This is a genomic window from Leisingera sp. SS27 (assembly GCF_028368855.1).
In the GTDB taxonomy this organism is placed as follows: domain Bacteria; phylum Pseudomonadota; class Alphaproteobacteria; order Rhodobacterales; family Rhodobacteraceae; genus Leisingera.
This window is the reverse complement of record NZ_JAQNCY010000001.1, coordinates 1,065,008-1,090,961: the sequence shown is the minus strand read 5'-3', so window position 1 is coordinate 1,090,961 and position 25,954 is coordinate 1,065,008. Positions and strand designations below refer to the sequence as shown.

The following is a 25,954-nucleotide window of genomic DNA, read 5'->3' as shown; positions in this document are numbered from 1 at the left end:
TGATTGCTGGGGGATGCGCTGTAGAGATTGTCGGATCAAAACAGACAGGGACGACCATGAGCCAGAGCCGCAGCAACCAGAAAGATGCCTATGCGCTGATCCTTGAGGCCATCGACTCCGGGATCTACAAGCCGGGCGACCGGCTGGTGGAAAGCGATCTGGCGGAACGCTTTGGCGTATCACGAACCCCGATCCGAGAGGCGCTGCAGCGGCTGGAGACGCAATCGCTGCTGGAGCGCGACGGGCGGTCGCTGATCGTCGCTTCGCTGGACCACAACCAGATGGCTGAGCTCTATGTGGTGCGGCGCGAGCTGGAGGGGCTGGCGGCGCAGCTGGCGGCGCGCCATGCCACCGAGGAAGAGATCAAGGTGCTGAAGGAGATGGTCGAGTCAGACGACAAGCTGATCGGCGACCCGGCGGCGCTGTCCAAGGCCAACCGGCGGTTTCATGAGCAGATTCACCTGGCCTCGCACAACCGTTATCTGGTGCAGCAGCTGGATCTGGTGCACCGGACGATGGCGCTGATGGCAACCACCTCGCTGGCTGCCGAGGGCCGCAGCGAGATTGCCCAGTCGGAGCACAAGGGCATTGTCGACGCGATCAGCCGCCGCGACGAGGCCGCGGCAGGCGAGGCGCTGAAGGAGCACATCTCGATTGCCTTCATGACCCGGCTGAAGCAGGACGCCAGCGGGCGGGGATAACCCGCCACGGCCAGCGCCGGGGCTGGGCCGCGGGTTTTATGCCGTGAGCGGTCTTGTCCCAGAAAAACGGGCGGACGAGCAATTCATGCGCGGCCTTGGCGACGGCGATGGCGCCCATCGGGAAGTAGAGGATCATCGCGGGCGCCCAAGCGGCCAGCCAGGGCCGTCCCATGGCAAAGGCGGCGGTGATGCTGATCACCAGCCCCAGCCCTTCAAAGAAGACCAGCGTGGCCGCCGCCAGCGTCAGCAGCTGCGGCGGCAGGCTCTCTGCGCCCGGGTGCGGCAGACCCAGGGTGAACAGCCAGAACGACCATAGAACGGGGGCAAACAGAAACTGCCCGATGGTGCCCAGAAAGAAGGCCTGAAAGCCAAGGAAGCGCCTCCAGCCCAAGTCGGCCAGCAGCCCCAGCGGCTGGCGCATATGCACAAGGTAGGTCACCATGAACCCCTTGAGCCAGCGGGAGCGCTGCTTGATCCAGGGCCAGGGGCGCCAATTGGCTTCCTCATAGGTGGTGCTGGGCAGCATTTCAGTGCGGTATCCTGCCCGGTACAGCCGGACGCCCAGATCTGCGTCCTCGGTGACGTTGTGGGCATCCCAGCCGCCCAGTTCCTCCAGCACTGTCCGGCGCACGAACATGGTGGTGCCGCCCAGAGGCACCACAAGGCCAAGCCGGGCCATGCCGTCCAGAACGATGCGGAACCAGCTGGCATATTCCAGTGTGAAGCAGCGGGAAATCCAATTTGTGCCCGGATTGTAGTAGTCCAGCACTCCCTGGAAGCAGGCGGTGCGGGCCCCGGCGGAGGCAAAAGCCTGCGCCACCTGATTGAGCTGGTCTGTCTGGGGGGCGTCTTCTGCGTCCCAGACCCCTATGATGTCGCCCCGGCAGAAGTTCAGCGCATAGTTCATCGCCCGGGGCTTGGTGGTCAGCCCGCCGAAGGCGGGGACCTCCACCACCCGGATCCAGGGCGGCAGGCGGGTGCTGATCAAGGCGGCCCGGGTGACGCTGTCGTGCTCCTCCAGCACCAGGATCACGTCTGTCTGCGCCCGCGGATAGCTGAGTTTCCGGATCCGGCTGAGCAGGGCGTGGCTGATCTCCGCCTCCTGGTAGAGCGGCACCAGAATCGAAATCATGGGATAAGTGGTTCGGGCGGGCGGGGCAGGTGCAGGCGCGGCGGATATCCTGTCCGCCCGCGCGTGCCAGTATGAGGCGAGCCCGAAAAGTTTGAGAGCGGTGAACAGGAAAACAGTCAAAAGGGCAACTGCGCTGAGGGTGGCGGGAATTAATGCAGGTGCCTGCCAGGCCAGATAGAGCGCCGGAACGGCCAAGGCGGCCAGCAGAGCGCGGCCCCGGGGCGGCCTCAGAGTCCGGCAGCTTTGGCGCGGGGGCACGCTGCAGCTTGCCTGCCGCACCAGCGCCGGGCTGAAGTGGGCCGTCAGCAAAGCCGTGATTTGCGCTTCACTGGCCAGAACAGGCGTAATCCGTTCGAAATCGCCCTGCAGCTCCCGTTGCAGCGTTTCAAACCGGTCAGGGTGGGCCACCGCCAAGGTGACGGTCCGGCCCAGTTGCATCCAGGGAACAGCGCAGTGGCGCAGCCAGAAAGCGGCAGGCTTGCACGCCAGCAGCCGCGAATTGGCCACCTGGCCGGACAGGTCCGCGCGGGGCATCCGGTACTGGCAGGACAAGGTGTCCTGAACCCGGTCTTCGCTGGCCAGGCCTTCGGCGACCAGCACCCGGCCAAGCGCTGCCCCTTGATGCTGGCGCAGCACCAGCGCTTTCATCATGCTGCTGCTGTCGACCGGCGGCAAAGCGCCGGCGGTCTTACCCTGCTGCGGGGGCTTTCGATGCTGCGGCAGACGAAACTGCCGCAGCGGCTGTGACACAATACCCATCGTCTGCCCGCAACGTTGAAACCAGAGGCGTTCAGGCTGGCGGCAGGGGGTTAAGAGTTGGTAAATGCGGCGTTAACCATGCCGCAAGAGCGGCATGGCCAGCCGGTTTTTTACGCAGATTTACGTTCTGCCATCGCGTCTGCAAAGCGCTCGAACAGGTAGAAGCTGTCCTGCGGGCCGGGGCTGGCTTCGGGGTGGTGCTGCACCGAGAAGACCGGCTTGCCGGCAATGCGGATGCCGCAGTTGGAGCCGTCGAACAGCGAGACATGCGATTCCTCGACGCCGTCCGGCAGGGTTTGCGCATCGACTGCAAAGCCGTGGTTCATCGAGGTGATCTCCACCTTGCCGGTGGCATGCTCCTTGACCGGGTGGTTGGCGCCATGGTGGCCGTGGTTCATCTTGACGGTTTTGGCGCCCAGGGCCAGTGCCAGCATCTGGTGGCCGAGGCAGATGCCGAAGACCGGCAGGTCCGCTTTCAGCACGTCCTGGATCATCGGCACCGCATATTCGCCGGTGGCAGCCGGGTCGCCCGGGCCGTTGGACAGGAACACACCATCGGGGTTGTGCGCCAGCACTTCCTCTGCTGTTGCAGTGGCGGGCAGCACCGTCACGTCGCAGCCGGCCGAGGCCAGGCAGCGCAGGATGTTGCGCTTGGCGCCATAGTCAATTGCCACAACCTTGTGCTTGGGGGCTTCCTGGCGGGCATAGCCATCGGGCCAGGCCCAGCGCATTTCATCCCAGCGGTAGCTTTGCGCGCAGGTCACGTCTTTGGCGAGGTCCAGGCCGACGAGGCCGGACCAGCCGCGTGCCTTGGCGACCAGCGCCTCGACGTCGAAGTTGCCCTCGGGGTCATGGGCCAGTGCCACATGCGGTGCGCCCTGCTGGCGGATCGCGCGGGTCAGGCGGCGGGTGTCGATGCCGCCGATGGCGATGCGGCCGGTGCGGGTGAGCCAGTCCTTCAGCTCTTCGGTGGCGCGCCAGTTGGAGGCCAGCGTCGGATCCCATTTCACCACCATGCCCGCGGCGACGGGATCGCCGGTTTCGTCGTCTTCCGGGGTGACGCCGGTGTTGCCGATGTGCGGGAAGGTGAAGGTCACGATCTGGCCCGCGTAGGAGGGGTCGGTCATGATCTCCTGGTAGCCTGTCATCGCGGTGTTGAAGCAGAGCTCGGCCACGGTGTCGCCGGTCGCGCCGAAACCGGTGCCGTAAAAGACGGTGCCATCAGCGAGCGCCAGGCATGCGGTGGGCTTGGTCGGGGCGGAAGCGGCCATTGCGCGAGTCTCCATGCGGGTAAAATTCATGGGCTTGTAAGGGGAGCGCCCATGCGGGTCAAGCCTGCAAGGGGCGGGCAGGCTGACGCGGGGTCCGGAATTGAAAGTTTACTGAAAACTTGCGCAGAAGCGCCAGAATGGATAACCATCGGTGTCCGGCAACCATGGGGATGCTTTTGCATATGGATACGCGCACTCGGGTCAACCAGGCCCTGAAGCAGGCGATGAAAGACAAGGCCGCCGCCCGGCTGGCCACGCTGCGGCTGATCAATGCCGCCATCAAGGACCGTGAGATTGCGGCCCGTGCCGATGGCGAGGAAACCAGCATCGGCGACGGCGAAATCCTAGCCATTCTCGGCAAGATGACCAAGCAGCGCAAGGAAAGCGCCCGCGCCTATGAGGAAGGCGGACGGCTGGACCTGGCGGAGCGGGAACTGGGCGAGATCAGTGTGATCGAAGAGTTTCTGCCGCAGCAGCTGAGCGATGAGGAAGCTGCGGAGGCAGTGAAGGCCGCGGTGGCTGACACCGGCGCCGAATCGATTCGCGACATGGGCAAGGTGATGGCCGCGCTGAAGGCGAAATACACCGGCCAGATGGATTTCGGCAAAGCCGGCCCGATGGTCAAGGATCAGCTCTGCAGCAAGGGTGATTGCTGATCCGCTGCAGTGAGGCTGATACCGCGCTGGCGCGGGGTGCCTGAGGCACAGGTGTTTTGCAAAGAAGAAGGGCCCGTATCGCGGGCCTTTTTCATGTCTGCTCAGTAGCCAGGGCGGTTTTGAGGTCGCTGTAGAGCGCGACCCGTTCCTCCTCTGACAGGAAGGCGCCGATCTCGACCTCGCGGCCGCCGCCCTGCAGGGTGACGTAATGGGGCACCGGGCCGTCATGGTCGTGCATCTCCACACGGGTCCAGTAGCGGTTGCAGTGCCAGCTTTGGCGGGCCCCGTCCGGATTGATCCGTTCCAGCCGGGCTTCCTCGGCGGTGAGGGTCAGCACTTCGAGAATCTGGTGGTCGCGGCGGCTGCGGTCCAGCGCCCATTTCATGCCGAACAGCGCCAGCAGCAGGAAGGGCAGCAGCCCCCACAGCAGGAAGGACCCCAGGAGCGGCACCAGCGGCACGCAGATCAGAGCGGCAGTGAGGCCAATGAAGCGCACGTAGCCTTTGGGCGGCAGCGATTGGTGCGGCCAGAGGTGCAGTTCGCGCTCGGCGCCGGCCTGCGGGCGGGTCCAGTTATAGGGCATCGGTTCGGGCCTGCTGGGAAGAAAGGCTCTTGCTAAAATGATGAGCCGGAAAGACGGGATGTCCACTGCGGCTGTTCAGCCCGTCACGAGGGCATGAAAAAGGCCCCGGAGCATCAGCGCCGGGGCCTTTCTCTATTTCAGGATCCGGACCCGCTTAGTGCGAATGCGAGCGGTCCCAGTCTTCCTGCTTGGGCAGGATTTCGAAGGTGTGCTCCGGCGGCGGAGAGGGCAGGGTCCACTCCAGTGTGTCCGCGTATTCGTTCCAGTAGTTGTTCTGGGTGACGCGGGCGCCGCGCAGCAGCGAATAGATCACCACGCCGAAGAACAGCAGGAACGATGCAAAGGACAGGAACGCGCCGTAAGACGAAATCTTGTTCCAGTAGGCGAAACCTTCCGGATAGTCGATGTAGCGGCGCGGCATGCCCTGACGGCCCAGGAAGTGCTGGGGGAAGAAGGTCAGGTTGGCGCCGATGAAGAACATCCAGAAGTGGATCTGGGCGCCCAGCTCGTTGTACTGGCGGCCGGTCATCTTGCCGAAGTAGAAGTAGATGCCCGAGAAGATCGCAAACACCGCACCAAGCGACATCACATAGTGGAAGTGAGCCACAACGTAGTAGGTGTCGTGGTAGGCGCGGTCGACAGCCGCCTGGCTCAGCACCACGCCGGTCACACCGCCGACGGTGAACAGGAACAGGAAGCCGAAGGCAAACATCATCGGAGCTTTGAACTCGATCGAACCGCCCCACATGGTGGCGATCCAGGAGAACACCTTAACCCCGGTAGGTACCGCGATCACCATGGTGGCCAGCATGAAGTAGGCCTGCTGGTTCAGCGACATGCCGACGGTGTACATGTGGTGCGCCCAGACGACAAAGCCCAGCACGCCGATGGCGATGATCGCCCAGACCATCGGCAGGTAACCGAAGACCGGCTTGCGTGCGAAGGTGGCGATGACGTGGGAGATGATGCCGAAGCCGGGCAGGATCACGATGTACACTTCCGGGTGGCCGAAGAACCACAGGATGTGCTGGTACAGGATCGGGTCGCCGCCGCCGGCTGCGTCAAAGAAGGTGAAGCCGAAGTTGCGGTCCATCAGCAGCATGGTGATGGCGCCTGCCAGAACCGGCAGGGACAGCAGGATCAGCCAGGAGGTGACGAAGATCGACCAGGAGAACAGCGGCACCTTGAACAGGGTCATGCCCGGGGCACGCATGTTCAGGAAGGTGGTGATCATGTTGATCGCACCCAGGATCGAGGAGGCGCCCGAGACGTGCACGGCGAAGATCGCCAGATCCATCGAGTAGCCGCCCTCGTTCACGGACAGCGGCGGGTACAGAACCCAGCCGACGCCGGAACCGAGCTGGTCATTGCCGCCCGGGGAGACAACCGAGAGGACCGCCAGCGAGGTGCCTGCGACATACATCCAGAACGACAGGTTGTTCATCCGCGGGAACGCCATGTCCGGCGCGCCGATCTGCAGCGGCATGAAATAGTTGCCGAAACCGCCGAACAGGGCCGGAATCACCACGAAGAACATCATCAGGATGCCGTGGGCGGTGATCATCACGTTCCAGAGGTGGCCGTTCGGGGTACATTCCGCAGCGGCGTCTGCGAACAGGCGCGCGCCTTCCAGGCACATGTACTGAACGCCGGGATCCATCAGCTCCAGCCGCATGTAGACGGTGAAGATGACGGAGATGAGACCTGCAATCGCCGAAACGATCAGGTAAAGAATGCCGATATCCTTATGGTTCGTGCTCATGAACCAGCGGGTGAAAAAGCTCCGCTCGTCCTCGTGGCCGTGACCATGAATGGCTGCGTCTGCCATTTAGGTGCCTCCTGCTGCATAACGAAAGGCCCCCGGAGACGGACTCCGGGCGGCCTGGATTCCTTGCGAGTTTTAGTGTGGCCTGCCGGGGCCTTCAATGGCGGAGTTTGATCTGGATCAAGATTTATTGCCGCAGGGGCTTGAATGCCCTGGGAATTGCCCGGTTCAGAGCGCTTGACCTGAGGGCGGCGCGCGCGCACAACCGGGGAAAGCCAGAACAAGGAGCCTGGACGCATGCCTGCCTATGACCCCGACAATATTTTTGCCAAGCTCCTGCGCGGCGAGATCCCGTCGACCCGCGTCTATGAGGATGACGATACCCTGGCCTTTATGGATATCATGCCGCGGGCTGACGGGCATCTGCTGGTCATTCCCAAGACACCTTGCCGCAATATCCTGGATGCCAGCCCGGCGCAGCTGGCGGCGGTGATGCAGACGGTGCAAAAGCTGTCGCAGGCGGTGATCACCGCGTTCGGTGCGGATGGGGTCACCGTGCAGCAGTTCAACGAGGCGGCCGGCGGGCAGGAGGTGTTCCACCTGCACATGCATGTGCTGCCGCGGCATGAAGGCGACCGGCTGCGTCCGCCGGGAACCATGGGCGACATGGAGTTGATCCAGGAACAGGCCGGAAAAATCCGGGCGGCGCTGGCGTAGACCAGCCTTTTCCGTCCGGGGGATTCTTTTGAAATGTGAAAATGCCGCGGCCTGAAGCGGCGGTGTTTTGGTATGCGAATTCGTGCATCTGAAATAAATGTTGAATTTTAGTTGAATTTGATCATAGCTGTTTCGCAAATTGGTTGTAGGTCAGAGAGGGCGGCAGCGCCCAAGTGTTTGGGACCCCAAGAATTGGGGCAGGCCGGCAGTGCATGCCATCCCGGTTCCGGGCGGCATCAGCCGGATATTTTCTGTTTACAGGCAGTCTGCCTGAAACATGCAGGCCAGAAGGCCTGCACTATCCCCTGCGCTTGCCGTGTGCTTGCCGGGTGCGGTGCCTCTTTGACGTCATAAAGCTGTATTGGAGGGGCAGGGGTGACACTCTTGTGCCATGGGCAGGCCTTGTCGCAGGACCAGGTCGTGGCCGCCATTTATGAAACGATGATCCGGCCGGAGCAATTCGACCGGTTCACGCCCGGTGCGCAGGACGGCCCTGGCGCGGCTGGGGCGGACGGAACGCTGCAAGGCCGGCCCAGGGCGGCCCCTGTGCTTCAAGCGCATTTTGCACGGGCGGCTGAGATCCAGGAGCAGCAGTGGCAGCGGGCAGGGCGGCCGCATCCGGGTGCCTATTCAGGCAACTGCAGCCGGTTCTGGCTGCTGGCTGAGGCACGCGCGGATGGCGGCCTTCTGAACGCCTCGCAGCGGGCTGCGCGCCAATTGACCGGCAACGTTCCGCTGCCTGCAGCGCTGGGGCTGACACAGGCTGCGGCTGAGCTGTGGCAAACGTACCTTGAGAACGTGGGCCGCGGGACCTTTTCCTGGCGGGACGTTCTGCTGCTGGCCTCCCGCACCCCGGGCGAGCAGTTCCTGTGCCGTCCGGTGCGTCTGAGCGGCGCTGATGCTTCTGTTGCGGTCATGGCGGAGAGGATGGAAGGGGTGTGGACAGCGGAGGCGGCTGCCCCTGTTGCCGCAGCGCTGGGCCTGGAGGAAACGGATTTCGAGCCTTTGAAAGACGCCGCGGACAGCCCGGGCGGCAAGGTGGATGGCAGGCTGGAACGGGCCGCTGGGCAGGCTGGCGCGCCCGGCCCTGCAGAGCTGATCCGGCTGGCGGTCTTTCTGATGAACGAACACAGCCGGGATTTGGCAGTGTCCCGGGGCGAGGTGCTGCCGCCTTCCGAAACTTTTGAGGACAGTGCCGGTCGGCGCTCCCAGTACTTCCGGCTGGGGGCGGAGACCGGCCAGCCGGTGATTTTCGTGCATGGCATGCTGGACGGGATTGCGCCGCTGCAGCGATTGCAGCCGCAGTTGCGGACTTTAGGCTTCAGGGTCTATGCGCCGATGCGCCGCGGCTATGGCGGTTCGGTGCCGCTGAAGCGCGGAGAGGACCCCGCGGAGGCCTTCGTGCAGCAGCTGATTGCGCTGATGGCGCATGAAAACCTGCAGCGTCCGGTGCTGCTGTGCCATCGCGGCGGGGCGCTATACGGTTTCATCGCAGCCAGCCGCCTGGACAGCCGGATTGCCGGTCTGGTGGCTGCGGCCTCAAACTGCACCATCAGTTCGCCGCGGCAGTTTTCCGGTCTCAGCGGCTATGCGTGGCTGGTTGCGCTGGCCGCCACGCGGGCCAACTGGATGCTGCCTGCGCTGATGAAGGGCTGGGCGGCTGCTCTGCGCTGGTACGGGCACAAGACGCTGTTGCATATACAGACCCGCAGCGGCAGCAAGGAGCGGGCCAGGCTGGCGCAGCTGGACCTGTTGCAGCTGCTTCAGCAAAGCCAGGTGCTGTTCCAGGAACAGGGCGGCACCGGGTTCGTGGCTGATGTGCAGATGCTGCGGCAAGGGGCCCGGACAGGCATGCCGGCCCGGGGTCCGCGATCAGTTTTTGTGCACGGCGGAGAAGACCATGTCTCGCCGCTTTCTGCGGTCCGCGAGATGCTGAAAGGGTTGCCTGATGCCCGCCTGTGCATCAGTCAGGATGCGGGGGCGCTGCTGCTATACCACTTCCCTGACCTGGTGCTGACGGCGCTGCAGGATCTCACATCTGCCTCTGACGGCTGAGGTCAGGTTCCGAAGACCTGTTCGAAACTGCGCCTCAGGGCGACATCCACGTCGGCCATGGTCACCGGCAGGCCCAGGTCCACGAGACTGGTCACCCCGTATTCGGTGATCCCGCAGGGCACGATGCCGTTGAAATGCTCCAGGTCCGGCTCGACGTTGATCGAGATGCCGTGAAAGCTGACCCATTTGCGCAGCCGGATGCCAATGGCGGCAATCTTGTCCTCGGCGGTGCCGCCTGAGAGGGTAAGGGGTTTTTCCGGGCGTTCGACCCAAACGCCAACCCGGCCTTCGCGGATATGGCCTTTGATGTTGAATTCATCCAGGGCGGCAATCACCCAGGTCTCCAGTTGCTGAACAAACCGGCGCACGTCATGCCCGCGCGCGCCGACATTCAGCATCACATAGACCACGCGCTGGCCCGGCCCGTGATAGGTATACTGGCCGCCGCGCTTGCTGTCGTAGACCGGGAAACGCCCGGGATCTGTCAGGTCTTCACGCTTGGCCGAGGTGCCAGCCGTGTAAAGCGGCGGATGTTCAACCAGCCAGATGCATTCCTCCGCCGATCCGGCCGCGATGGCGGCGGCGCGCTCCTCCATGAAGGCAACCGCCTGATCATAATCGACTAAACCGTCTGAAGTGATCCACTCAACCATGGCTGCTGCCGTCCTTTTCCATCCCGTCAGGGGCTTGCCGGCGGAATTGGCGGGAAAACCCTAGGTGCTAACGCTGCCTGTGGAGTATCCTGATTCCGTAGCGAGTATCCATAGGGGGCGAGTATCATGTTTTCCAAGCCGCTCAAGCCGGCCCTGACTGCCGCATTTCTGGCGACATCCGTAACCGGGCCTGCAGCCGCAGACGAATTGGGGGCCGCCATTGCCGGCGCCGTCATCGGCGGTGTCATCGTCAACGAAGTTCACAAGAATAAGCAGCGCCGCCGTGCCGCGACCACCTACCGGCGGGCACCGACCTATTCGGCTGCGCGGGCCGAGAACCGCGAAACCCAGGTTGCGCTCAATTACTTCGGCTTCAACGCGGGCACACCGGACGGGGTGCTGGGGCGGCGGTCGCGCGCGGCGATCACCCAGTATCAGGTGCATATGGGCTACCCGGCCACCGGCCACCTGGCGCCTTATGAACGCACTTTCCTGGTCAGCTCCTATAACCGGGCCCAGGTTGGCGGCCCGCAGGTGATCAAGGCGATGCAAGGCCCGCAGGGGGTGCGCGGCGTGCTGCACACCTGGCGGGATGAGGCTGCGGGCATCCGTGCTCCGGGCAGCACCTATGCCAGCGGCGGCTATGGCGGGCTGCCGCCAGAAGTCAGCCATGCAGTGGATGAGATTGCCGCCAGCTCTGAACCGACGGGAGAGCAGCTGCTGCAGCGCACCGGGTTCATGCAGCTTGCCGACCTGAACGGGGACGGGCGCAACGACTATGTCCTGGACACATCGGTCTCCGGCAGCTCGTTCTGGTGCGGGGCCTCCAATTGTTCGGTGATGGTCTTTGCCTCGACGCCGCAAGGGTACCAGCGCAATGATTTCCTGGCCCGCGGCGTCACCCCGGCCAGCTTTGCCTGCCACCAGGGCACGTGCCGGATGACAGATGCGGGAACAGAAGCACCGGTACAGGCGGCGCAGCAGAACCGCAGCACCGTCATGGCGTTCGCCGGGCAGGAAAGCGCCGCCCTTGGCGGCATCACCCTGTTTGACCAGCAGGAGCAGAGCGCATCGCTCACCAGCTATTGCAGCAAGGTGAGCCTGCTGACCAGTTCGAATGGCGGGTTCATGACGGCAGACAGCATGAACGACCCTGAGCTGGCGCTGGGCGAGCAGTTCTGCCTGGCCCGCACCTATGCCATCAATGCGGGCGAAGCCCGGGCTGGCAAGGTCGCAGGCGCGTCGCAGTCGCAGATCGACAGCCAGTGCGATGCTTTTGGTCCTGCCCTGAAACCCTATCTGGCCAAACTGGGCACTGCAGGCAGCGGTGAAGTGATGGGGGATGTGCAGAAGTTCGTCCTGCAATCGGGCATGTCGCTGGATCAGCTGTCCAATACGGCCGGGATCTGCCTGTTCTCCGGGTACCGGCGTGATGACATGGATGTGGCGCTGGGGTCAGCCTTGATTCTGGCGGGAACCGGCCAGCGCCCCTATGCCGAACTGATCGGCCATCACCTGGCGCTGGGCTTTGGCGCGCCGAATGCGGTGAAGAAGGCGCAGGAATGGTACAGCATGGCGGTGATTGCGCTTGAGAGCGGCGCCGAACCTGTGTTCGCGCCCGGCCAGCCGGGCCGCGCGGAACTGATCAGGGCAGCCTCAACAGAGCTGGCCGGCGGCCGGGTGCAGCCGGTTCAGGCCTCTGGCGGGGCCGCTGCATTGCCCTCTTTCAACAGCGAGTGAGCGCCAGGGCTGACATTGTGAAAAGATAGGAAGGCCGGCAATTCTGCCGGCCTTTTCAGTGCTGCCTCACCACCCCCCCCCCCCGGAATTTTCAAGTGTTTGTTTGGTGCAGTGCGGTTTTAGACGCTACCCGCTTGCTGCGGATATTCCTCAAAGCATGATTTGATGTGCTCCCCATGCAGTTTATGGGTGTGTTTCATTAGGGGTTTGCGATTAAAAACCGCTTTGCCTGCGTCCGGCTGCCCCGGCTGAGCGGGCCGGGCATGACCCTGCACCAGCTGGCCAAGCAGGCAAGCCGGGATGTGCAGGATCTGGCAGCATATGTGGATCACGATCAGTTCCCCGCCTGTTGTGACCAGATGCCAGGCGAGATTGTGCTGCGCCGCCGGATGGCTTCCCGGGGCAACTGAGTGCGCCCTTTGATCTTCTGCAAGCTGGAGGGTAACCCGAAAAACCGGCTGTTCTCCGCCAGTTGGCAACCCAAAACCGCAGCTGCGATATTCTGCGCAAAAAACACGATTTTCGGCTTCACATCGCATCCGGGCTGGTCTATACGCCGCTACACCAAGCCTAAGACAGTGCGGTCGTGGCGGAATTGGTAGACGCGCAGCGTTGAGGTCGCTGTTCCTTAACCGGAGTGGAAGTTCGAGTCTTCTCGACCGCACCATTGTCAAGACTTAAAGTCTTGATTTCATTGAGTTGAAAGGGGCAGAAAATGTGCTGTCCCCACATTCAGCCCCACAATCGTCAAGCGCTTCTTCCAGATCGTTCTACCCATCTTTGAACTTCCGTCACTTTGAGGATGGAGCGGCTGCCGGCTTTGTAGATTTCAAGGTCACCAGCTTTACTGGCGCGATAAATAGTGTCGCGGGAAACCCCAAACCATTTCGGAGCTTCGATAAGCGGAACGTAAATCGGTTTGAAGTCAGGCCATTCTTTCGCTGCGTCGCGAATGAAGGTTACGTCACTGTCGTCGACAGGCTGCTCTAGCTCGATGTTGTTCTGGTGAGGCAAGTGTTTCGTCCTGATCCTGTTTCTCGAAAGCCGCCGCTCGGAGCTTTGGCTCCAGCAAGCGCATGTCGAGTGAATACAGTCGAATCACGATGGTGCGCAATTTATGTAATAAAATCAGTGGTGTGTCAACATTGAGATCGGCGAAGTTTCGCTCAGACCGGATAGGTTGTCGGCACCTGTTGCAGCGCCACATTGGCGAATTGTTCTGCGTAGTATGCGCGAGAAGAGGGACTTCCTTGCCTCATCTCAGGTGTTGGATCTGGCAAGGAGTTGAGGACTTAAACTCAGTGAAACCAACATTTGCAAGATCCTCGACAAGGCTGTCTTCGGCTTCAGTTTCGTTTGGCGAGTCGAAGCTGCTGCATTGAAGTAGGATCGAGAGCCTGAAGCAGAAGGAGCAGCTGATAGCTGCGCAACCATTCATCTGCTTGTCGATCCTTTGTTCAGGGAAAGGATTACTAATTGGCAAGAAACGAGAAAGTAACGAGCGAAGTTGCTGAGGAATGGGTTTTTCCAAAGTTAAAAAAGATCGGTCAACAGGCAGAGTTTAGGGGTGGCTTCAAACTTTCCGACGGAGGGCTCAACTATAGAAAAATGAGTTGGGTTGTCGCTGACTATGGGCAAAAGCATGGAATCAACTTGTTGCGTTCTAGCAGTGAGCCCTTGAGCCAGCTTCTAATGCCCTTGCCGCCCGGCGAGTTCTTGGCCATTACAGACAAGTTTTCCTACCGGAATGACAAAAATTTGCCATCAGTGGCAATGTCTGGGGCTTCGAAGTTGGCTGGCTTCTTGAACTGCTTTGCAGAAATGGAGTTCAGGCAAGGGGCGACGTTTTGGATGATTACCGTTCCCGCGGTGGGATCACGAACTAGCATAGATGGGCTGTTTGCGTCAGTCGACGAAGGCTTTCGCCGCTTAAGAAACCTCGAAGAAGAGCTGGGGCAGGCGGCAGGAGGCGCTGTAGAGCCGGTTATCTGGAAAATGGAAACTCCTTACCGGGCCGACGACAGGACGTTTTTTTTGCATTTTCACGGATTGCTGAAAGTCGAGGCGGGTGCCATGGCTGAGGGGAAAATGATGGACGCCCTTCTTCGTCATGCAAAACGTTTCGGCTACCAGCGGGCAAGCATCGAATTGAAGCGCGTGGCTCGGAGTAGTTTTTCTGCGGCGGCACACTACTGCGTAAAGCCGTCACACGCAGCCTTTCAGATTGCTTCCGCTGATCACTCAGAAGTATTTGTAGCGTTCATGATTGGTGGTAAGAAGAAGCGCCTCTTGAGATGCAAAGGCCGATTTCAAGAATTTCGAAAACAAGCGGACAGCAAGCGGCAGAAGCCCCGGAGGATTATTCACAAGGGCCAAATTGTCTATCGTCTTCTCTCTATGGAGGAGGGGGGTGGGAAAGGCACTGGTCGAGCTGAGGGTGCTGAAGTCGTAAGTGGGCAACTTCGAGCGGGACCTCACGATATCTGCTCAGATGTGCCGAAGCTTGATCGTGAGCGAGAGGGCGGCGTCACTACCCAGGCAAATGTTTTTTGTGGGATCTCAGATGTGGTACCCATCCCGGGCGACAAACTTGCAGCTTGGGCGATTGTGAAGGGCTTCAAACCCCTCGGTGAGACAGGTTGCATGGAAGGCCAGCCGGTTAGTGTTTTGAACGTGGCTCAATCTGAAGCAGTCGTGGCTTGGGAGCGGAACACTGGACGCAGGTTCGATATTCTAGAGCTTCTGGAGCCATTCGCTCAGCAACTTTCTGAGGCAATGCTGGGGCGAAGTAACGTTCAATATTGCACGATAACTTGTAGTGAGGGCGTGAGAGCGGCCATCTCAAAGATTCTGGCGGGCAAGGAGGCCGTCAAGTCGCAGGACAGTGTCTTAGCATCGGCAGCAAAGCACACATAGATGGATATCTATGGCTTTAGTTATGGTTGAACTTGAAATTTGCCTGGCACTTCTGTGATGAATGTGTACCTAGGTCTCAAAAGCATATATTGGCACTGGAAGATGCAATCATCGAACCAACCTTGTTTTATTGATCTGTTTGCAGGATGCGGAGGACTAAGCCTTGGCCTGATGCAGGCCGGATTTCGTGGTCTGTTTGCAGTTGAGAAAGATGATTTCGCTTTTGAAACTCTTCAGCACAACTTGGGATCAGGTGAGCGTAATCTAGGTTACAACTGGCCCGATTGGTTGCCAAAGGAGGCTGCTTGCTTAGGGGACGTCAACGAAAAGTATCAACAAAAGCTGGGCTCACTTAGCGGTAGTGTGGATCTCATTGTTGGCGGCCCACCATGTCAGGGGTTTTCGTCGGCAGGTAAGAGAAACCCTGCCGATCCTCGAAATCAGCTCGTGTCTCAGTACCTTCGCTTCATCGAGACTCTCCAGCCTAGGGCGGTTCTGATTGAGAACGTCAGGGGAATGTCGAGCGATTTCAAGGACTCTACTGAACCGTCAGGAACGAGAAACTACGCGAACTGGATCGTCGAACGCTTGAGTGAAGACTATGATGTTTCACACGAGCTAATTGATGTCAGCCGCTTTGGCGTTCCACAAAGGAGGATGAGGCTTTTCATCGTAGGCATCCGCAGGGATGTTTCTTCTGGGGTAGTTAACCCTCTGGTAGCGCTTGAAAAATCAAGGCAGGCTTTCCTGAGTGAAAAAGGCATACCTGGCGTTCCGGTAACGAGCCGCGAGGCTATTTCCGACCTCGAAGTTTCTAGAAATGGAACCGTGCCAAGCCAGGAGAGTAAGGGATTTCAGGAGATCTCATATATTCAGCCGAAGACGACATTCCAAAGGCTTATGCGCGAGGGTGTTGGCGAACGGCTCACTGACACACGTCTTGCGCGGCACCAGGACCACATAGTCGAGCGGTTCTCCAAAATCATCGAACGATGCCACGCAGAAGGGCGTCTCAATGTTTCGTTGTCTTCTGAATACAGGGCTAGCCTAGGCTTAAAAAAGTCTGCAATCCGTGTATTGGACCCCGATAGTCCGTCTCCGACCATTACAAGTATGCCCGATGACTTGATCCATTATTCGGAGCCTCGCACCTTGACGGTTAGAGAAAACGCAAGGCTACAGAGTTTTCCAGACTGGTTTGAGTTCAGGGGGAAATATACCTCAGGTGGATTGCGTAGAAGAAGTGAGGTGCCCCGATTCACGCAGGTCGCGAATGCTGTTCCGCCGATTATGGCGGAAGCTCTGGGGCGAACTCTAATATCCCTGCTTCAAGAAGCTGATTTAATGAAGGAAGTTAAAGCTCCGACAGTTTCTCTTGGAATTCAAGCAGCTTAAGGCGCAGTGCGTTCATTTGCTCGGAGGTGAATTCTATTCCCTTTCTGTCAATCAGTTTGCGAGAAAAGCCTTCTACTTTAACTGTAACATGGGCCAGATCATTTCTTTTCGGAACAACATTTTCTCGATAGTCTGTGAAGGACTTCAATTTCTCAGTATCTTTTCCAGTTATTTTAAGCAGCTTGCCTAGTAGGCGAAGCCTATCATCGCTCGTGAAAACTGAGTGATGCGACAGAAGGTCATTTGGGTGCTGGGCTTGAAGGATCGTTTCTAGGTTCTCCCCAAAGGCCTTCTTTTTTTGATCGAGCCGTTTAGGGATCTCGGAAAGAAGTGCTGCCTGCTCTTCGCCATGGCTGTCGTCAAATCGTTTTTGAAGGAGGCCAACTATAACGTTGTCAATGTCGCTGGTTGCTCCCATGACGATGCCCCTGGCATGGTCGATGTCCAAGACTTTGCGAACCAGATTCTCAAACACTCCGTGAACTGTGTCAGGCAGTTCGGGGCGATGGCAAACAAAGACCCCTTGAACGTGTTTGTCTGAAACCATTTGAGCAAGGTCTGCCGTACGTTGCCCAGAGTAGAAGACAATGTCTTTATAAGGAAACTCTTGACGAACAATTTCGAGGCCCTCATCGCCGCGTTTACCCGTGCCAAGATCATAGTCCATCAGAACAAGGTCGATGTGATCTCCATAGACGTCATCACTCAGGAAGCTGGACGCCTGCTCTACGCTATTTGCAAATTGAACTTGGAAGCGAAATCCTTCCTTTCGTAGTAACGTGGAGATGCGTTCTTTTTGAGCGATTACTTGGTCTTGTTGGTCCTCGACCCAAAGTACGTTAAATTCCAGCCTCACTTCGAAATCCTAATCAAGAAGGTTGCGCCACGCTTCGCTTCGCTCTTCATGGCTTCAATTGTACCGTTCATTTCACCCAGAACCTGTTTGACATGATAAAGTCCCAAGCCTGATCCATCTGTGGTCGTATAACCCTTCTCAAAAACTCGCGTCAATTCATCTATAGTCTTGCTGAATCCTCGTCCATTGTCAGACACACGAATATGTGTCGATGATTTGGAAGGGTGGGAGATTTCAAACGCAACCCTGGTCGCACGGGCCTTTCGGGCGTTTGCAATCAAATTGTCAACTATCACGGCTACGTCAATCGGCTTGAAGCGTTGAACAACTCCTTCCCCATCTCTCTCAACTGACAATGTGAAGGGACCCACAAGGAAGTCACGAGCAACATCATTGACATATTGCTCGACGTACTCAGCGAGATTTGCCTCAATCTTTTCTGACTCAAGCCGGAAGTTTGCCTTTGTTGCAAACTTCGCAATCCCAGAAATTTTACGGTTTAGAAGAGATACGCCATCCAATGCATCCACGATTTCTGAGGTGGGGACTACCTCTTTACCCGCAATGCTCACAAGGAGGTTCTCGATTCTTTGCTGTATATCAACGGAGTAAATAGTTACTTGATGGTGAAGATTGAGAATGGTGTCGGTATCTAGGTTTGAAATAGATGTGAGAAACAGGTTCCTCTTTTTTTCTTCTTCAAGTTGCTCCGAGTATAATACCGCCTTCTGTTGAGCAGCTTCGGCTTTTGCTTGTGCAGCTTCTTTGGCCTTTCGCTCTTCATCGGCCTGTTTCCTGGCTGCTTCCTCGGATTTTCGAAGCTCCTTAAAACGCCTTTCTGCATGTTCAATAGAGGCAAATAAATCCCGGTCTTGGGATTTTCTCGCAATGGCTCTTAGACTTGTAAGAGAAGCTTCGAACTGTGCAGAACGTTCACTCAGAATTCCTATAAGCCGTTCACTGTAGCCGATTAGTTCAATGCCATCATCGTCAACCAGTTTTGCCACCGCATTGGCCACGCGAGCGCGGCCTGGATCAGTCAATAAGCGAGAGATGTCGCTAGTATTTTTGTCCTCTTTGTCCTTGAATGTGACTGGTACGACATACTTTTCCAGTCTTTTTAAGCAGTGTTCCCAAAAGCATTCACGGAGCTCGCGAACTGCGGCGGTTGCAATAAGTCCTGAGTTTCGGCTAGATGCCTCCTGGAAGTCTTCGTCATCCCCAGAGACATCCAGACGCCCAATCACATCCCGGTTGCCAAGGAACCTAGCATAACCTTGTCCCTTTCGACGCTCCATGCCGAACCAGTCATCGCCGCTTTCACCGATTGGAAAGACGCGAAAGCCATTTCGAAACAAGAAGACCGATCCAAATTGGACCGACGGCACGCCAACTCTGCGCGCGAATGTCATTTTTGCCGAGTGGTTCAGGAAAAAAATCTGACAGCGAAAACCTGATCCTCTTAGCTTGGGGTAGGGGTTGGCTTCCCGAATGTGGTAAATGAGTTCACCGCGATCCGTAAGTTTGCTCTCGATGAGGTCATTTTTTTCATCCATATACACTTCTATGAAGGTGGTTTTCTCCTTCAGTGTTTCGAAGATAAAATTTCCGACTTTTCCATTTACAAGGAGATTTGGATTAAATTCATCTTTGTTGGGCGCTCGTTTTTCCTCTTTCTTGTCGGCTTCTATTTCCTCCGGTGCCCACATAGTAATCTGAAAGTCATCAGTCGTTGCTCCGAAAGGATTGATTAGCTTCGCTAGCGCTGACTTCAGGCTCTTTAGTGCGTCCCTAGTCCATGGCTTTCTTAGAGTTGTTACTGTGATAACTGTGCCAAGGTCACTTCTAAATAGATGTTCTGGCACTTCGAAGGCCGAAGGGCGTTCTTCGTAGGTCACCGGGATTTTCTCAAACTTTTGTTTATGGTCGTCGTCGAACTTATCCCAGTCAATTGTTACTGCATGAACCTCTGAACTAAGCGAGTCTTTTGAGCGGGTCTGAAGATTGACAAAGCGGCCTAACCGGTCAGAAGAAAAGCGACCAATGCCTTTGCTGCCTGCATAGTGCTTACGGTCAGCAACAATGTCTCTGAAGTCCTTGCCCTTGCTTCTGATGCGTTTTGATGAGTATGCGACAAAAAGCCACTTATTCTGAATGTCGTCATAGCTCATCCCCGAGCCATTGTCCGATACGACAATCTTGTCCTTCGAGAAGTAGAGCCCTACGTCTGTAGCGCCGGCATCGAAAGAGTTCTTCACAAGCTCGAAGATTGCTACTTCATCGTCTGTGATCAGTTCGCTGCCGAGAACACTTTTTAAGCCAGTGCTTACATCAAAGTTGAGCTGTGTAGTCGACACGCGAAGTATTCCTTGAGTTGAACGCCCCGGACAAACTTGCAGCTTCTTCTCGCCTTGGCAAGGCGAGTCACCAGCTTTCGGGTGCTACCTAAAGTGAGGGCGAAAGACATTGTTGTCTTAAGCCCGAGAGATGGCTTAGGGCGCTGATAGCTTATATCTCAATCCCTGTAGTTCCGAAACTGTCCTACGGCATGCTCCCAGCACGTTGGAAGGCTAGTTTTCTTACCTGCTAGTGCTTTTGTGAAAACCTCTTCGCGTCATCCGCGGGGCAGGTGCAAAGCCAAGCTCCCTTGCTATGCTATATACGGTTGTTCTGGAGATGCTCATTTCCCTTGCGATTTGGCTAACAGGAAGCCCCAGGTCTAATCGTCGGCTTACGTCATCGCGATTTATTGAAGGTTGTCGTCCCTTGTACTTTCCAGCGGCTCTTGCCTTTTCGATGCCCTCTTTTTGCCTCTTGCGGATGATTGACCTTTCAAACTCTGCGAATGCACCTAGCATATGCATTTGCAAGGTCATTATAGGGTCGTCTTTGTCGGGTTGGCCCGTGAATGAAAGGTTCTCACTGAGGAACCTAATTGATGCCCCAGCGTCGTGGATGCGCTGTACAATAGCTAAGAGGTCGGTCATTGACCTGGCGAGCCGGTCAATGCTCCAAACCTGGACTTCATCTCCGGTCCATAGGAACTCAAGCATGCGTTCTAAGGCCGGTCTTTTTGCGGAACCGCCACTAAGTTTCTCTTCAAAAACTCTGTCACATGAAGCTAAGTCTTGCCGATCTAAATTTTGATCTTCTGAGCTGACACGCCTGTATCCAATTGTTCTCGACATAAAAATTCTTCCGTTCAGTATGAATCTAGAAGTATGCGAAAGTGTGTTAAGTAGACGTATAGCCCACCTTAATTTGGCGCGTTCGAAGGCTTTTTCTTGGAGCTGGATTTGTTGTGTAGGCGTCCACTCTTATTGAACTGCAAAGTTAGTAAGGGTTTCGGAGTAATGTGAATGTTTGTGTTTTTGTAGACTGGTAGGTGAGGTGAGAAAAGTAACTTCTGCTGGAGAGGGGGGGTGTTACTAGTGTCTAGGCGTATTACCGACATAATCTCCATGTGGTGAACGTTGCGGGATTTTGGGAGGACCCGCGTAGCGGTGGGCCCCAAAATCTATAGTAGGTTATGGATTTTCATTTTTCTTTTGGAATGCGCATTGTTTTTTGCGCTGACGCAGAAATATATGTGGGATGAGACGAGTTCCTTACTCTTGCGTTCGGGTGCAGAAAATCCGAACGGCAGCGGATGCGCGTAACGCCACCCGACATGGCCGACGCGCTCGGAGAAGTTTCGGCAAGTCGGCAATAGACCTCGACCGAACGCACTTGAATTGCCATTGGTCCTTTGACCCAGACACGCAAGATTTGGAATCGGTGGAAGAGTGTCCTGACTATAGAGAGGCGTTAGAGATACGCAGAGATCAGCTCAGGGCAAAGAGGGCGAAGAACGGAGCCTTTGGAACAGAAGTAATGTTTACGGCTTCTCCATCACTGTTTCTGACCGCTGGCGGGGCAATCGACCTTGATCAGGCGAAAGCGTGGGCAGAAGCGTGCCTGGGGCTCGCGCAGAAACGCTGGCCTGGTATGTGCGTTGCAGCAAGGCTCGATTTGGATGAAACGACGCCGCACTTGTCCGTCTTCATCATCCCAGTTTACGAAAAAAGCTACTCGGGAAAAAAGAGACAAACGAAACGCGCGCCGCGCCGTGCTGTCTCGCACAACAAAGTATTCGGTGGCCCCGATGATCTGAGCAGGCTTCAACGGTGGGCTGCAGATGGACTCCAAACTAGAGGTTTTGACGTGCAGCGCGGCCGACCTGTCCAAGTTACACGTGCCCGGCATTTTCGACCGGATGGCGATATCTATAAGCGCCTCACTGCGGTTTGGCGGCAGATCAAAAAGCGGGAAGATGACCTGAGGGCGCGTGAGACCATGATTAACTCTTGGATGCAGGAGGTAGTCAAGGAAATTTGGCCGCTAAGTGAGCTAGTGTCAGGCCGACTAAAGGCACAGATTGGATATCTAAAGAAATTTCTGAGCGGACCGGAAAAGAGCCCGCCGGCTGCACCGAAATCTCAAACCAAGAGAAGCGGAAAGGGGCTGGAGCCGACCGTGCCGACTCCCAAGCTTTGACTAAGGTCTAAGTGGAAAAGTAGCTCCGTCATCTCCATCCTCATCATCGTCTCCATCTGCCGGCTCTTTAAGGCCTTCGATAAGGTCGTGGTCTTCCTCGAGTAGACTGCTTTGATGGTATCCCAACTTAGCCATCTTTATACGTTCCTGTGAAATCTGCTGGAGCTCTGTTGCGAAGGGTTCTCTTTGTTCTATTCTGCAACGCATTAGTATGCTGTCGCGTATGGGGCGATTGTAAATCTTGCGGGGCTTTCGTCCTGATGCAGGTTTCATGATTTTTCCATTTCTCTGGTTGGGTAAGTGATGTGTGCTTGGAAGATAAAGAAGGCATTTCTGGAGACGTTATTGTCGATGGAGCTATTGCGCTGAAGAGTGCAAAGATATCTAGCTACTGCCTGTCACGTAGTCTGCCCAGGCTTTCATCAGTGCTCTTCGAGGCTCTAGAAGGTCCGATCTTTGGTACGATCTTTCAGTTTTATTTCCGATTTTGTGAGCAAGGCTGGTTTCTGAGATCTCATACAGTCCAGGGTGATTCTCCCTCGACCAATCTTTAAAACTGCTTCGAAACCCGTGGGGTCGACCGGGTTCATCCAGATCGTTCAACGCTTCAAGTAAAGCGTTGCCGCAAATAGGTTTATTTCGATGACCTGGGAACAAATAGCTGTTCCGGCTGCGCTTGCTGCAATTATCCACAATCCTCATTGCTTCTAGAGCCAGCGGTACACGGAACTCCTCAGTTTTACCTTCTTTGCCCTTCACTCGCAGAGGAGGCACAATCCAAACATTCCCATCAATCTCCTCGAAACGAGCTCCGCAGACGCTGTCTGCGCGCACAACGGTAAGTATTAAGAGACGTAAAGCCATATGACTTGACGTGGGTTTAGACAGTTTTTGATAGAGTGCTGGAACGTCTTGCCAGGGAGTGGCTTTGATGCTTTCGGTCTGGTGAGCCACTGCTGGCAGTTGCCCCAGAGCTTTGTCTACGATTTCTGGATCCACATTGATTTCGTGCGCAACGCAATGCTTCAATATCAGGCGTAACCTCTGATACAGTTTTTCTGCGGTTGGATGATGATCGACCCAAAGTGGTTCGATCACACGTTTTATGTCATTTGTAGTGAGGGTTGAAACACGCCTTTTTCCCAACAGAGGCACGGCATGCATGTCCAGTGGAGACCTCCAACGGCCCGCCAAACCGCCCTTCTTCAATGTGGACTTGCGGTGCTCCAGGCACGCTGTTACGGCCTCTTCTAATGTTGGGTCATAGGCGCTCCGATCCTCGAGTAGTTTTGCGCGCTCCTGGTTCCTTACTTCGATTGGGTCGCGATCCGCGAGTTTAACTTCTTCCCAGTGGTCGCGTGAAATTCTGGCTCCGGCAAGGCTAACAACGGGGTAGGTGCCAAGACCCATATCTCGCCGTCTACCAAAGAAGCTGTAACGGAAGATCCACCTGCCATGGCTCTTCGATTGCTTTTGAAGTTGTAAGCCGCCACCGTCGTAAATGGTTCCTGCTTCCCAATTCTTAACTTTGGTAGCGGTTAGTTTGTGTCTTGCTCTGCTCATTCGTGCTCTTCTGGCCCCACAATCAGCCCCACATTGGGCATGCGTTTCTCTGCAGCACTTCGCAGCTATGAGCAACAATTCACACTCTAATGCATTGAAAATAAAAAGATGTTGCGGCGGCTAGCTACAAGCTGCAACAGTGAGTGTGTCTTCTCGACCGCACCATCATCTTCCTGAAATGTTTTGCTGTATATCGGCGCCCTGTGTTTTGCGGGGGTATGCCTGTTGCCCTTATATCAGCCATGCGGTCTCTTGCAGTCCGCCTGGGGCGTTTGACGGTTCCGGCACCCGGGTTCGCAGAGTATAAGGAAGCCGCCCCTTCATCTGTGGGCGGGGCCAAGAAAATCGCGATGTGAAGCAGCAGTATGTCCAGTCCAGATCCCGGGAAGTGCAGCGGTCAAGTCCTTGAACGTGAATTCAGCGCGCTGTCAGTGGCCGGAGCGGATCTGCTGGATGCTGTGCAAATCGCAGGTCCGGCAGCAAGCGCGGCCCGGCTGTTTTTCCGGTCCGGAACGCCGCGGGAAATCGTTGCAGCCTTGTCCTCGCGCACCGAAGCGGTGCTGCATAATTTCGGCGGCGCTCCGGTTCTGGATGTTCCGGCCGGCAGTGCGGTAAGTCTCGCTGCTGACGGGGAGGAGCTTCCGATACCGCTCCATCCGGACGAGACCGGCCTGTTTGCCGGGCAGAATGTCCTTGCCGCGGTCCGCAACGGGGAAAATGCTGAAACGGCCGCGGATTGGCTGCGCTTTCATGTCTCTCAGCACGGCATGCAGGGGGCCGTTATCCTTGACCGGGCGTGGCCGCAGGACAGCCGCCGTTTCATCCGGGATCTGAGCGAGCACGCCGGCAGTATCCCGGGGCTGGGCAAGGTTGTTGTCATCCATTCCAAGCTGCCCTTGGGCAAAGCGGGGCTGCCGCCAGAGGCGCATCCTTTCAACGTGCCGGGCGCGCCGGGCAAGGACCGGATGGAAATCCCGCCCGCGGATCCCTGGCAGGCACCGCTGGGGGAATTCCTGATCTACGAGATCCTGCGGGCGCGGTTCCTGGCGCGGGCCCGTGCGGTGGCAAACATCGATCTCTTCGACCTGCTGGCTGCGTCTGACGGGCCGAATGTGTTTGATCGCGCCGTGGGCGCCTCTTCCGGCTGCCTGCGCCTGGGCGGGGTGCAGGCCTATCCCTGGCGGGTGCGCAATGGCGATGAACCCGCTTTTGCGGACCATATCTGCACCCAGTTCGACGCTGCGGGCCTGCGGCCGCGCTGGTGTTTGGCGCCTGCCAAGGCAGGGGCAAATTGCATCTGGCGCCTGATCCGTGTGGTTGGCGCGGAGCCGGATCCCGAACACGTCGCCCGGTTCTACCGCTGCATGGCGCTGCGCCACCCGGCGGATACGGTTTCCAGGATCGTGCCGAAAACAAGCCTGGTGGAGACCCCGGAACTGCTGGAACTGGCAACAGGGTATTTCAACGCCAAACCGGTCCGCATTCCCGAAGAGCAGGCGGTTCAGCGCCCTGGCGGCAAGGCGAGAACCGCGATTGTCACTACGATGAAGAACGAGGGGCCGTTCATCCTGGAGTGGCTGGCCTATCACCGGGCGATTGGGGTGGATGATTTCCTCGTCTATACCAACGATTGTTCCGATGGCACCGATACCATGCTGCAGATGCTGCAGGAGAAGGGGATCGTGCAGCACCGCGAAAACCCGTTCCGGGGCACTGATCTGAAGCCGCAGCACGCAGCGCTGCAGGCGGCGGAGGAAGAACCGTTGATCCGCAACGCCGATTGGCTGGTCTGCATGGATGTGGATGAGTTCATCAACATCAAATGCGGTGAAGGGCGGCTGGCGGATCTGTTCGAGGCGGTAGGTGATGCCAACATGATCTCGATGACCTGGCGGCTGTTCGGCAACAACGACGTGCGCGATTTCAGCGGCGGTCTGATCACCCGGGAGTTTACCCGCTGCGCGCATGAGGTCACCCGCAAGCCGCATCAGGCCTGGGGCTTCAAGACGCTGTTCCGCAACAATGGCATCTTCAAGAAACTGGGCGTGCACCGGCCTAAGGGGCTGAAGCCGCAGCTGTGGGAAGACATCCGCTGGGTCAACGGCTCCGGCCGGGACATGCCGCGGGAGATGTTCCGCAATGGCTGGCGGTCTTCGATGAGCACCTATGGATATGACCTGGTGCAGCTCAACCACTACGCCGTGCGCAGCGCCGAAAGCTTTCTGGTCAAGCGCGACCGCGGCCGGGTCAATCACGTCGACCGCGATCAGGGCTTGTCTTACTGGTTCCGCATGAACAACAACGCCGAGGAGGAGCGCTCGATCCAGCGGATGATCCCGGCGCTGGAAGCCGAAATGGCGCGGCTGCTGGCGGATCCGGAGATTGCCGCGGCGCATGAATATTCCTGCCGCAAGCACCGCGAGAAGATCGAAGAGCTGAAACCCCGCGATGACATGCTGAACCTGTTCCGTGACCTGACCAGCGAAAAGCTGTGCAAACTGTCCCGGATGCATGCGCATTTTGGCGCCAATGTTTTTCTTAGCGGTCCGGGCGTGATCCCGGACGAAGTTGCCGAGAAAGAGCCGGGCAGCGATTTCTGGTTCACGGTGGCGCGCGGCGAGACCACGCACTAGGGCCTCCGGCCCTGGGCAATTTG

General features: G+C 57.6%; 20 protein-coding genes and 1 tRNA gene. 11 read left to right on the top strand and 10 right to left on the bottom strand.

Going from position 1 to position 25,954, the window contains the following annotated elements; translation table 11 throughout:
- Positions 1 to 56 precede the first annotated feature (56 nt).
- A complete protein-coding gene (locus tag N6L27_RS05410) occupies positions 57 to 701 on the top strand; it encodes a GntR family transcriptional regulator (protein WP_039184023.1) in 645 nt (214 codons plus the stop codon).
- Here N6L27_RS05410 and N6L27_RS05405 read toward each other — a convergent pair.
- Both N6L27_RS05405 and carA read right to left on the bottom strand, forming a co-directional pair.
- Entirely contained in the window at positions 661 to 2,592 is a 1,932-nt protein-coding gene (locus N6L27_RS05405; protein ID WP_271906096.1) for a glycosyltransferase, read from the bottom strand. The two genes, N6L27_RS05410 and N6L27_RS05405, sit on opposite strands and share 41 nt — an antisense overlap.
- A gap of 110 nt (positions 2,593 to 2,702) precedes the next feature.
- Positions 2,703 to 3,863, bottom strand: coding sequence for a glutamine-hydrolyzing carbamoyl-phosphate synthase small subunit (carA, locus tag N6L27_RS05400; protein WP_271906262.1), 1,161 nt, complete (start codon positions 3,861 to 3,863; stop codon positions 2,703 to 2,705).
- 182 nt (positions 3,864 to 4,045) lie between these two features.
- On the opposite strand from carA, the gene N6L27_RS05395 reads away from it, so the two are divergent.
- Positions 4,046 to 4,519, top strand: coding sequence for a GatB/YqeY domain-containing protein (locus N6L27_RS05395; RefSeq protein WP_039184175.1), 474 nt, complete (start codon positions 4,046 to 4,048; stop codon positions 4,517 to 4,519).
- 91 nt (positions 4,520 to 4,610) lie between these two features.
- On the opposite strand, the gene N6L27_RS05390 is transcribed toward N6L27_RS05395, so the two are convergent.
- Both N6L27_RS05390 and ctaD read right to left on the bottom strand, forming a co-directional pair.
- A complete protein-coding gene (locus tag N6L27_RS05390; RefSeq protein WP_271906092.1) occupies positions 4,611 to 5,102 on the bottom strand; it encodes a DUF2244 domain-containing protein in 492 nt (163 codons plus the stop codon).
- Between the two features lie 154 nt (positions 5,103 to 5,256).
- Positions 5,257 to 6,930 carry a cytochrome c oxidase subunit I gene (gene ctaD, locus N6L27_RS05385; protein WP_271906090.1) on the bottom strand — a complete coding sequence of 558 codons (1,674 nt, stop codon included), beginning with the start codon at positions 6,928 to 6,930 and terminating at the stop codon, positions 5,257 to 5,259.
- A 234-nt stretch (positions 6,931 to 7,164) separates the two neighbouring features.
- Here ctaD and N6L27_RS05380 point away from each other — a divergent pair, with 234 nt between their 5' ends.
- Together N6L27_RS05380 and N6L27_RS05375 are read left to right on the top strand one after the other, a co-directional pair.
- Positions 7,165 to 7,584 carry an HIT family protein gene (locus N6L27_RS05380; RefSeq protein ID WP_271906088.1) on the top strand — a complete coding sequence of 140 codons (420 nt, stop codon included), beginning with the start codon at positions 7,165 to 7,167 and terminating at the stop codon, positions 7,582 to 7,584.
- A 375-nt stretch (positions 7,585 to 7,959) separates the two neighbouring features.
- Positions 7,960 to 9,639 (top strand): alpha/beta fold hydrolase, encoded by a 1,680-nt coding sequence (locus tag N6L27_RS05375; RefSeq protein WP_271906086.1) that lies wholly within the window; start codon positions 7,960 to 7,962, stop codon positions 9,637 to 9,639.
- 2 nt (positions 9,640 to 9,641) lie between these two features.
- Here N6L27_RS05375 and lipB read toward each other — a convergent pair whose 3' ends face one another.
- Entirely contained in the window at positions 9,642 to 10,322 is a 681-nt protein-coding gene (gene lipB, locus N6L27_RS05370; protein ID WP_271906260.1) for a lipoyl(octanoyl) transferase LipB, read from the bottom strand.
- 96 nt (positions 10,323 to 10,418) lie between these two features.
- Between lipB and N6L27_RS05365 the strand changes: the two genes are divergently transcribed.
- From N6L27_RS05365 to N6L27_RS05355, 3 genes are all read left to right on the top strand, one after another.
- Positions 10,419 to 12,032: a peptidoglycan-binding domain-containing protein gene (locus N6L27_RS05365; RefSeq protein WP_271906084.1), complete on the top strand. Its 1,614-nt coding sequence runs from the start codon at positions 10,419 to 10,421 to the stop codon at positions 12,030 to 12,032.
- Positions 12,033 to 12,295: 263 nt separating this feature from the next.
- Positions 12,296 to 12,442: a hypothetical protein gene (locus tag N6L27_RS05360; protein ID WP_271906082.1), complete on the top strand. Its 147-nt coding sequence runs from the start codon at positions 12,296 to 12,298 to the stop codon at positions 12,440 to 12,442.
- 170 nt (positions 12,443 to 12,612) lie between these two features.
- Positions 12,613 to 12,699, top strand: a tRNA-Leu gene (locus N6L27_RS05355).
- Between the two features lie 80 nt (positions 12,700 to 12,779).
- On the opposite strand, the gene N6L27_RS05350 is transcribed toward N6L27_RS05355, so the two are convergent.
- Entirely contained in the window at positions 12,780 to 13,046 is a 267-nt protein-coding gene (locus N6L27_RS05350) for a hypothetical protein (protein ID WP_271906080.1), read from the bottom strand.
- 462 nt (positions 13,047 to 13,508) lie between these two features.
- Between N6L27_RS05350 and N6L27_RS05345 the strand changes: the two genes are divergently transcribed.
- Both N6L27_RS05345 and N6L27_RS05340 read left to right on the top strand, forming a co-directional pair.
- Entirely contained in the window at positions 13,509 to 14,948 is a 1,440-nt protein-coding gene (locus N6L27_RS05345; RefSeq protein WP_271906078.1) for a hypothetical protein, read from the top strand.
- 102 nt (positions 14,949 to 15,050) lie between these two features.
- The gene (locus tag N6L27_RS05340) at positions 15,051 to 16,343 is read left to right on the top strand and encodes a DNA cytosine methyltransferase (protein WP_271906077.1); all 1,293 of its coding nucleotides are present in this window, start codon (positions 15,051 to 15,053) and stop codon (positions 16,341 to 16,343) included.
- Here N6L27_RS05340 and N6L27_RS05335 read toward each other — a convergent pair.
- From N6L27_RS05335 to N6L27_RS05325, 3 genes are all read right to left on the bottom strand, one after another.
- Positions 16,303 to 17,199, bottom strand: a complete 897-nt coding sequence (locus N6L27_RS05335; protein ID WP_271906076.1) for a response regulator — start codon at positions 17,197 to 17,199, stop codon at positions 16,303 to 16,305. The two genes, N6L27_RS05340 and N6L27_RS05335, sit on opposite strands and share 41 nt — an antisense overlap.
- Positions 17,196 to 19,556, bottom strand: a complete 2,361-nt coding sequence (locus N6L27_RS05330; RefSeq protein ID WP_271906075.1) for a sensor histidine kinase — start codon at positions 19,554 to 19,556, stop codon at positions 17,196 to 17,198. The genes N6L27_RS05335 and N6L27_RS05330 overlap by 4 nt, the downstream gene beginning before the upstream one ends.
- A 222-nt stretch (positions 19,557 to 19,778) precedes the next feature.
- Positions 19,779 to 20,387 (bottom strand): recombinase family protein, encoded by a 609-nt coding sequence (locus tag N6L27_RS05325; protein ID WP_271906074.1) that lies wholly within the window; start codon positions 20,385 to 20,387, stop codon positions 19,779 to 19,781.
- A gap of 406 nt (positions 20,388 to 20,793) precedes the next feature.
- Between N6L27_RS05325 and N6L27_RS05320 the strand changes: the two genes are divergently transcribed.
- A complete protein-coding gene (locus tag N6L27_RS05320) occupies positions 20,794 to 21,735 on the top strand; it encodes a plasmid recombination protein (RefSeq protein ID WP_271906073.1) in 942 nt (313 codons plus the stop codon).
- Between the two features lie 384 nt (positions 21,736 to 22,119).
- Here the strand turns inward: N6L27_RS05320 and N6L27_RS05315 are convergent, their stop codons facing one another.
- On the bottom strand, positions 22,120 to 23,298 hold the full coding sequence (locus tag N6L27_RS05315) for a tyrosine-type recombinase/integrase (protein WP_271906072.1): 1,179 nt from the start codon (positions 23,296 to 23,298) through the stop codon (positions 22,120 to 22,122).
- Positions 23,299 to 23,663: 365 nt separating this feature from the next.
- Between N6L27_RS05315 and N6L27_RS05310 the strand changes: the two genes are divergently transcribed.
- Positions 23,664 to 25,931, top strand: a complete 2,268-nt coding sequence (locus N6L27_RS05310; protein WP_271906071.1) for a glycosyltransferase family 2 protein — start codon at positions 23,664 to 23,666, stop codon at positions 25,929 to 25,931.
- The last annotated feature ends 23 nt before the right edge of the window (positions 25,932 to 25,954 follow it).

Coding starts and splice junctions, on each gene's coding strand:
- carA (WP_271906262.1), bottom strand. CDS start 3,863: ATGGCCGCTTCCGCCCCGACCAAGCCCACCGCATGCCTGGCGCTCGCT.
- N6L27_RS05325 (WP_271906074.1), bottom strand. CDS start 20,387: ATGTCGAGAACAATTGGATACAGGCGTGTCAGCTCAGAAGATCAAAAT.
- N6L27_RS05365 (WP_271906084.1), top strand. CDS start 10,419: ATGTTTTCCAAGCCGCTCAAGCCGGCCCTGACTGCCGCATTTCTGGCG.
- N6L27_RS05395 (WP_039184175.1), top strand. CDS start 4,046: ATGGATACGCGCACTCGGGTCAACCAGGCCCTGAAGCAGGCGATGAAA.
- N6L27_RS05390 (WP_271906092.1), bottom strand. CDS start 5,102: ATGCCCTATAACTGGACCCGCCCGCAGGCCGGCGCCGAGCGCGAACTG.
- N6L27_RS05405 (WP_271906096.1), bottom strand. CDS start 2,592: ATGGGTATTGTGTCACAGCCGCTGCGGCAGTTTCGTCTGCCGCAGCAT.
- N6L27_RS05315 (WP_271906072.1), bottom strand. CDS start 23,298: ATGAGCAGAGCAAGACACAAACTAACCGCTACCAAAGTTAAGAATTGG.
- N6L27_RS05310 (WP_271906071.1), top strand. CDS start 23,664: ATGTCCAGTCCAGATCCCGGGAAGTGCAGCGGTCAAGTCCTTGAACGT.
- ctaD (WP_271906090.1), bottom strand. CDS start 6,930: ATGGCAGACGCAGCCATTCATGGTCACGGCCACGAGGACGAGCGGAGC.
- N6L27_RS05380 (WP_271906088.1), top strand. CDS start 7,165: ATGCCTGCCTATGACCCCGACAATATTTTTGCCAAGCTCCTGCGCGGC.
- N6L27_RS05340 (WP_271906077.1), top strand. CDS start 15,051: ATGCAATCATCGAACCAACCTTGTTTTATTGATCTGTTTGCAGGATGC.
- N6L27_RS05360 (WP_271906082.1), top strand. CDS start 12,296: ATGACCCTGCACCAGCTGGCCAAGCAGGCAAGCCGGGATGTGCAGGAT.
- N6L27_RS05320 (WP_271906073.1), top strand. CDS start 20,794: ATGAGACGAGTTCCTTACTCTTGCGTTCGGGTGCAGAAAATCCGAACG.
- N6L27_RS05410 (WP_039184023.1), top strand. CDS start 57: ATGAGCCAGAGCCGCAGCAACCAGAAAGATGCCTATGCGCTGATCCTT.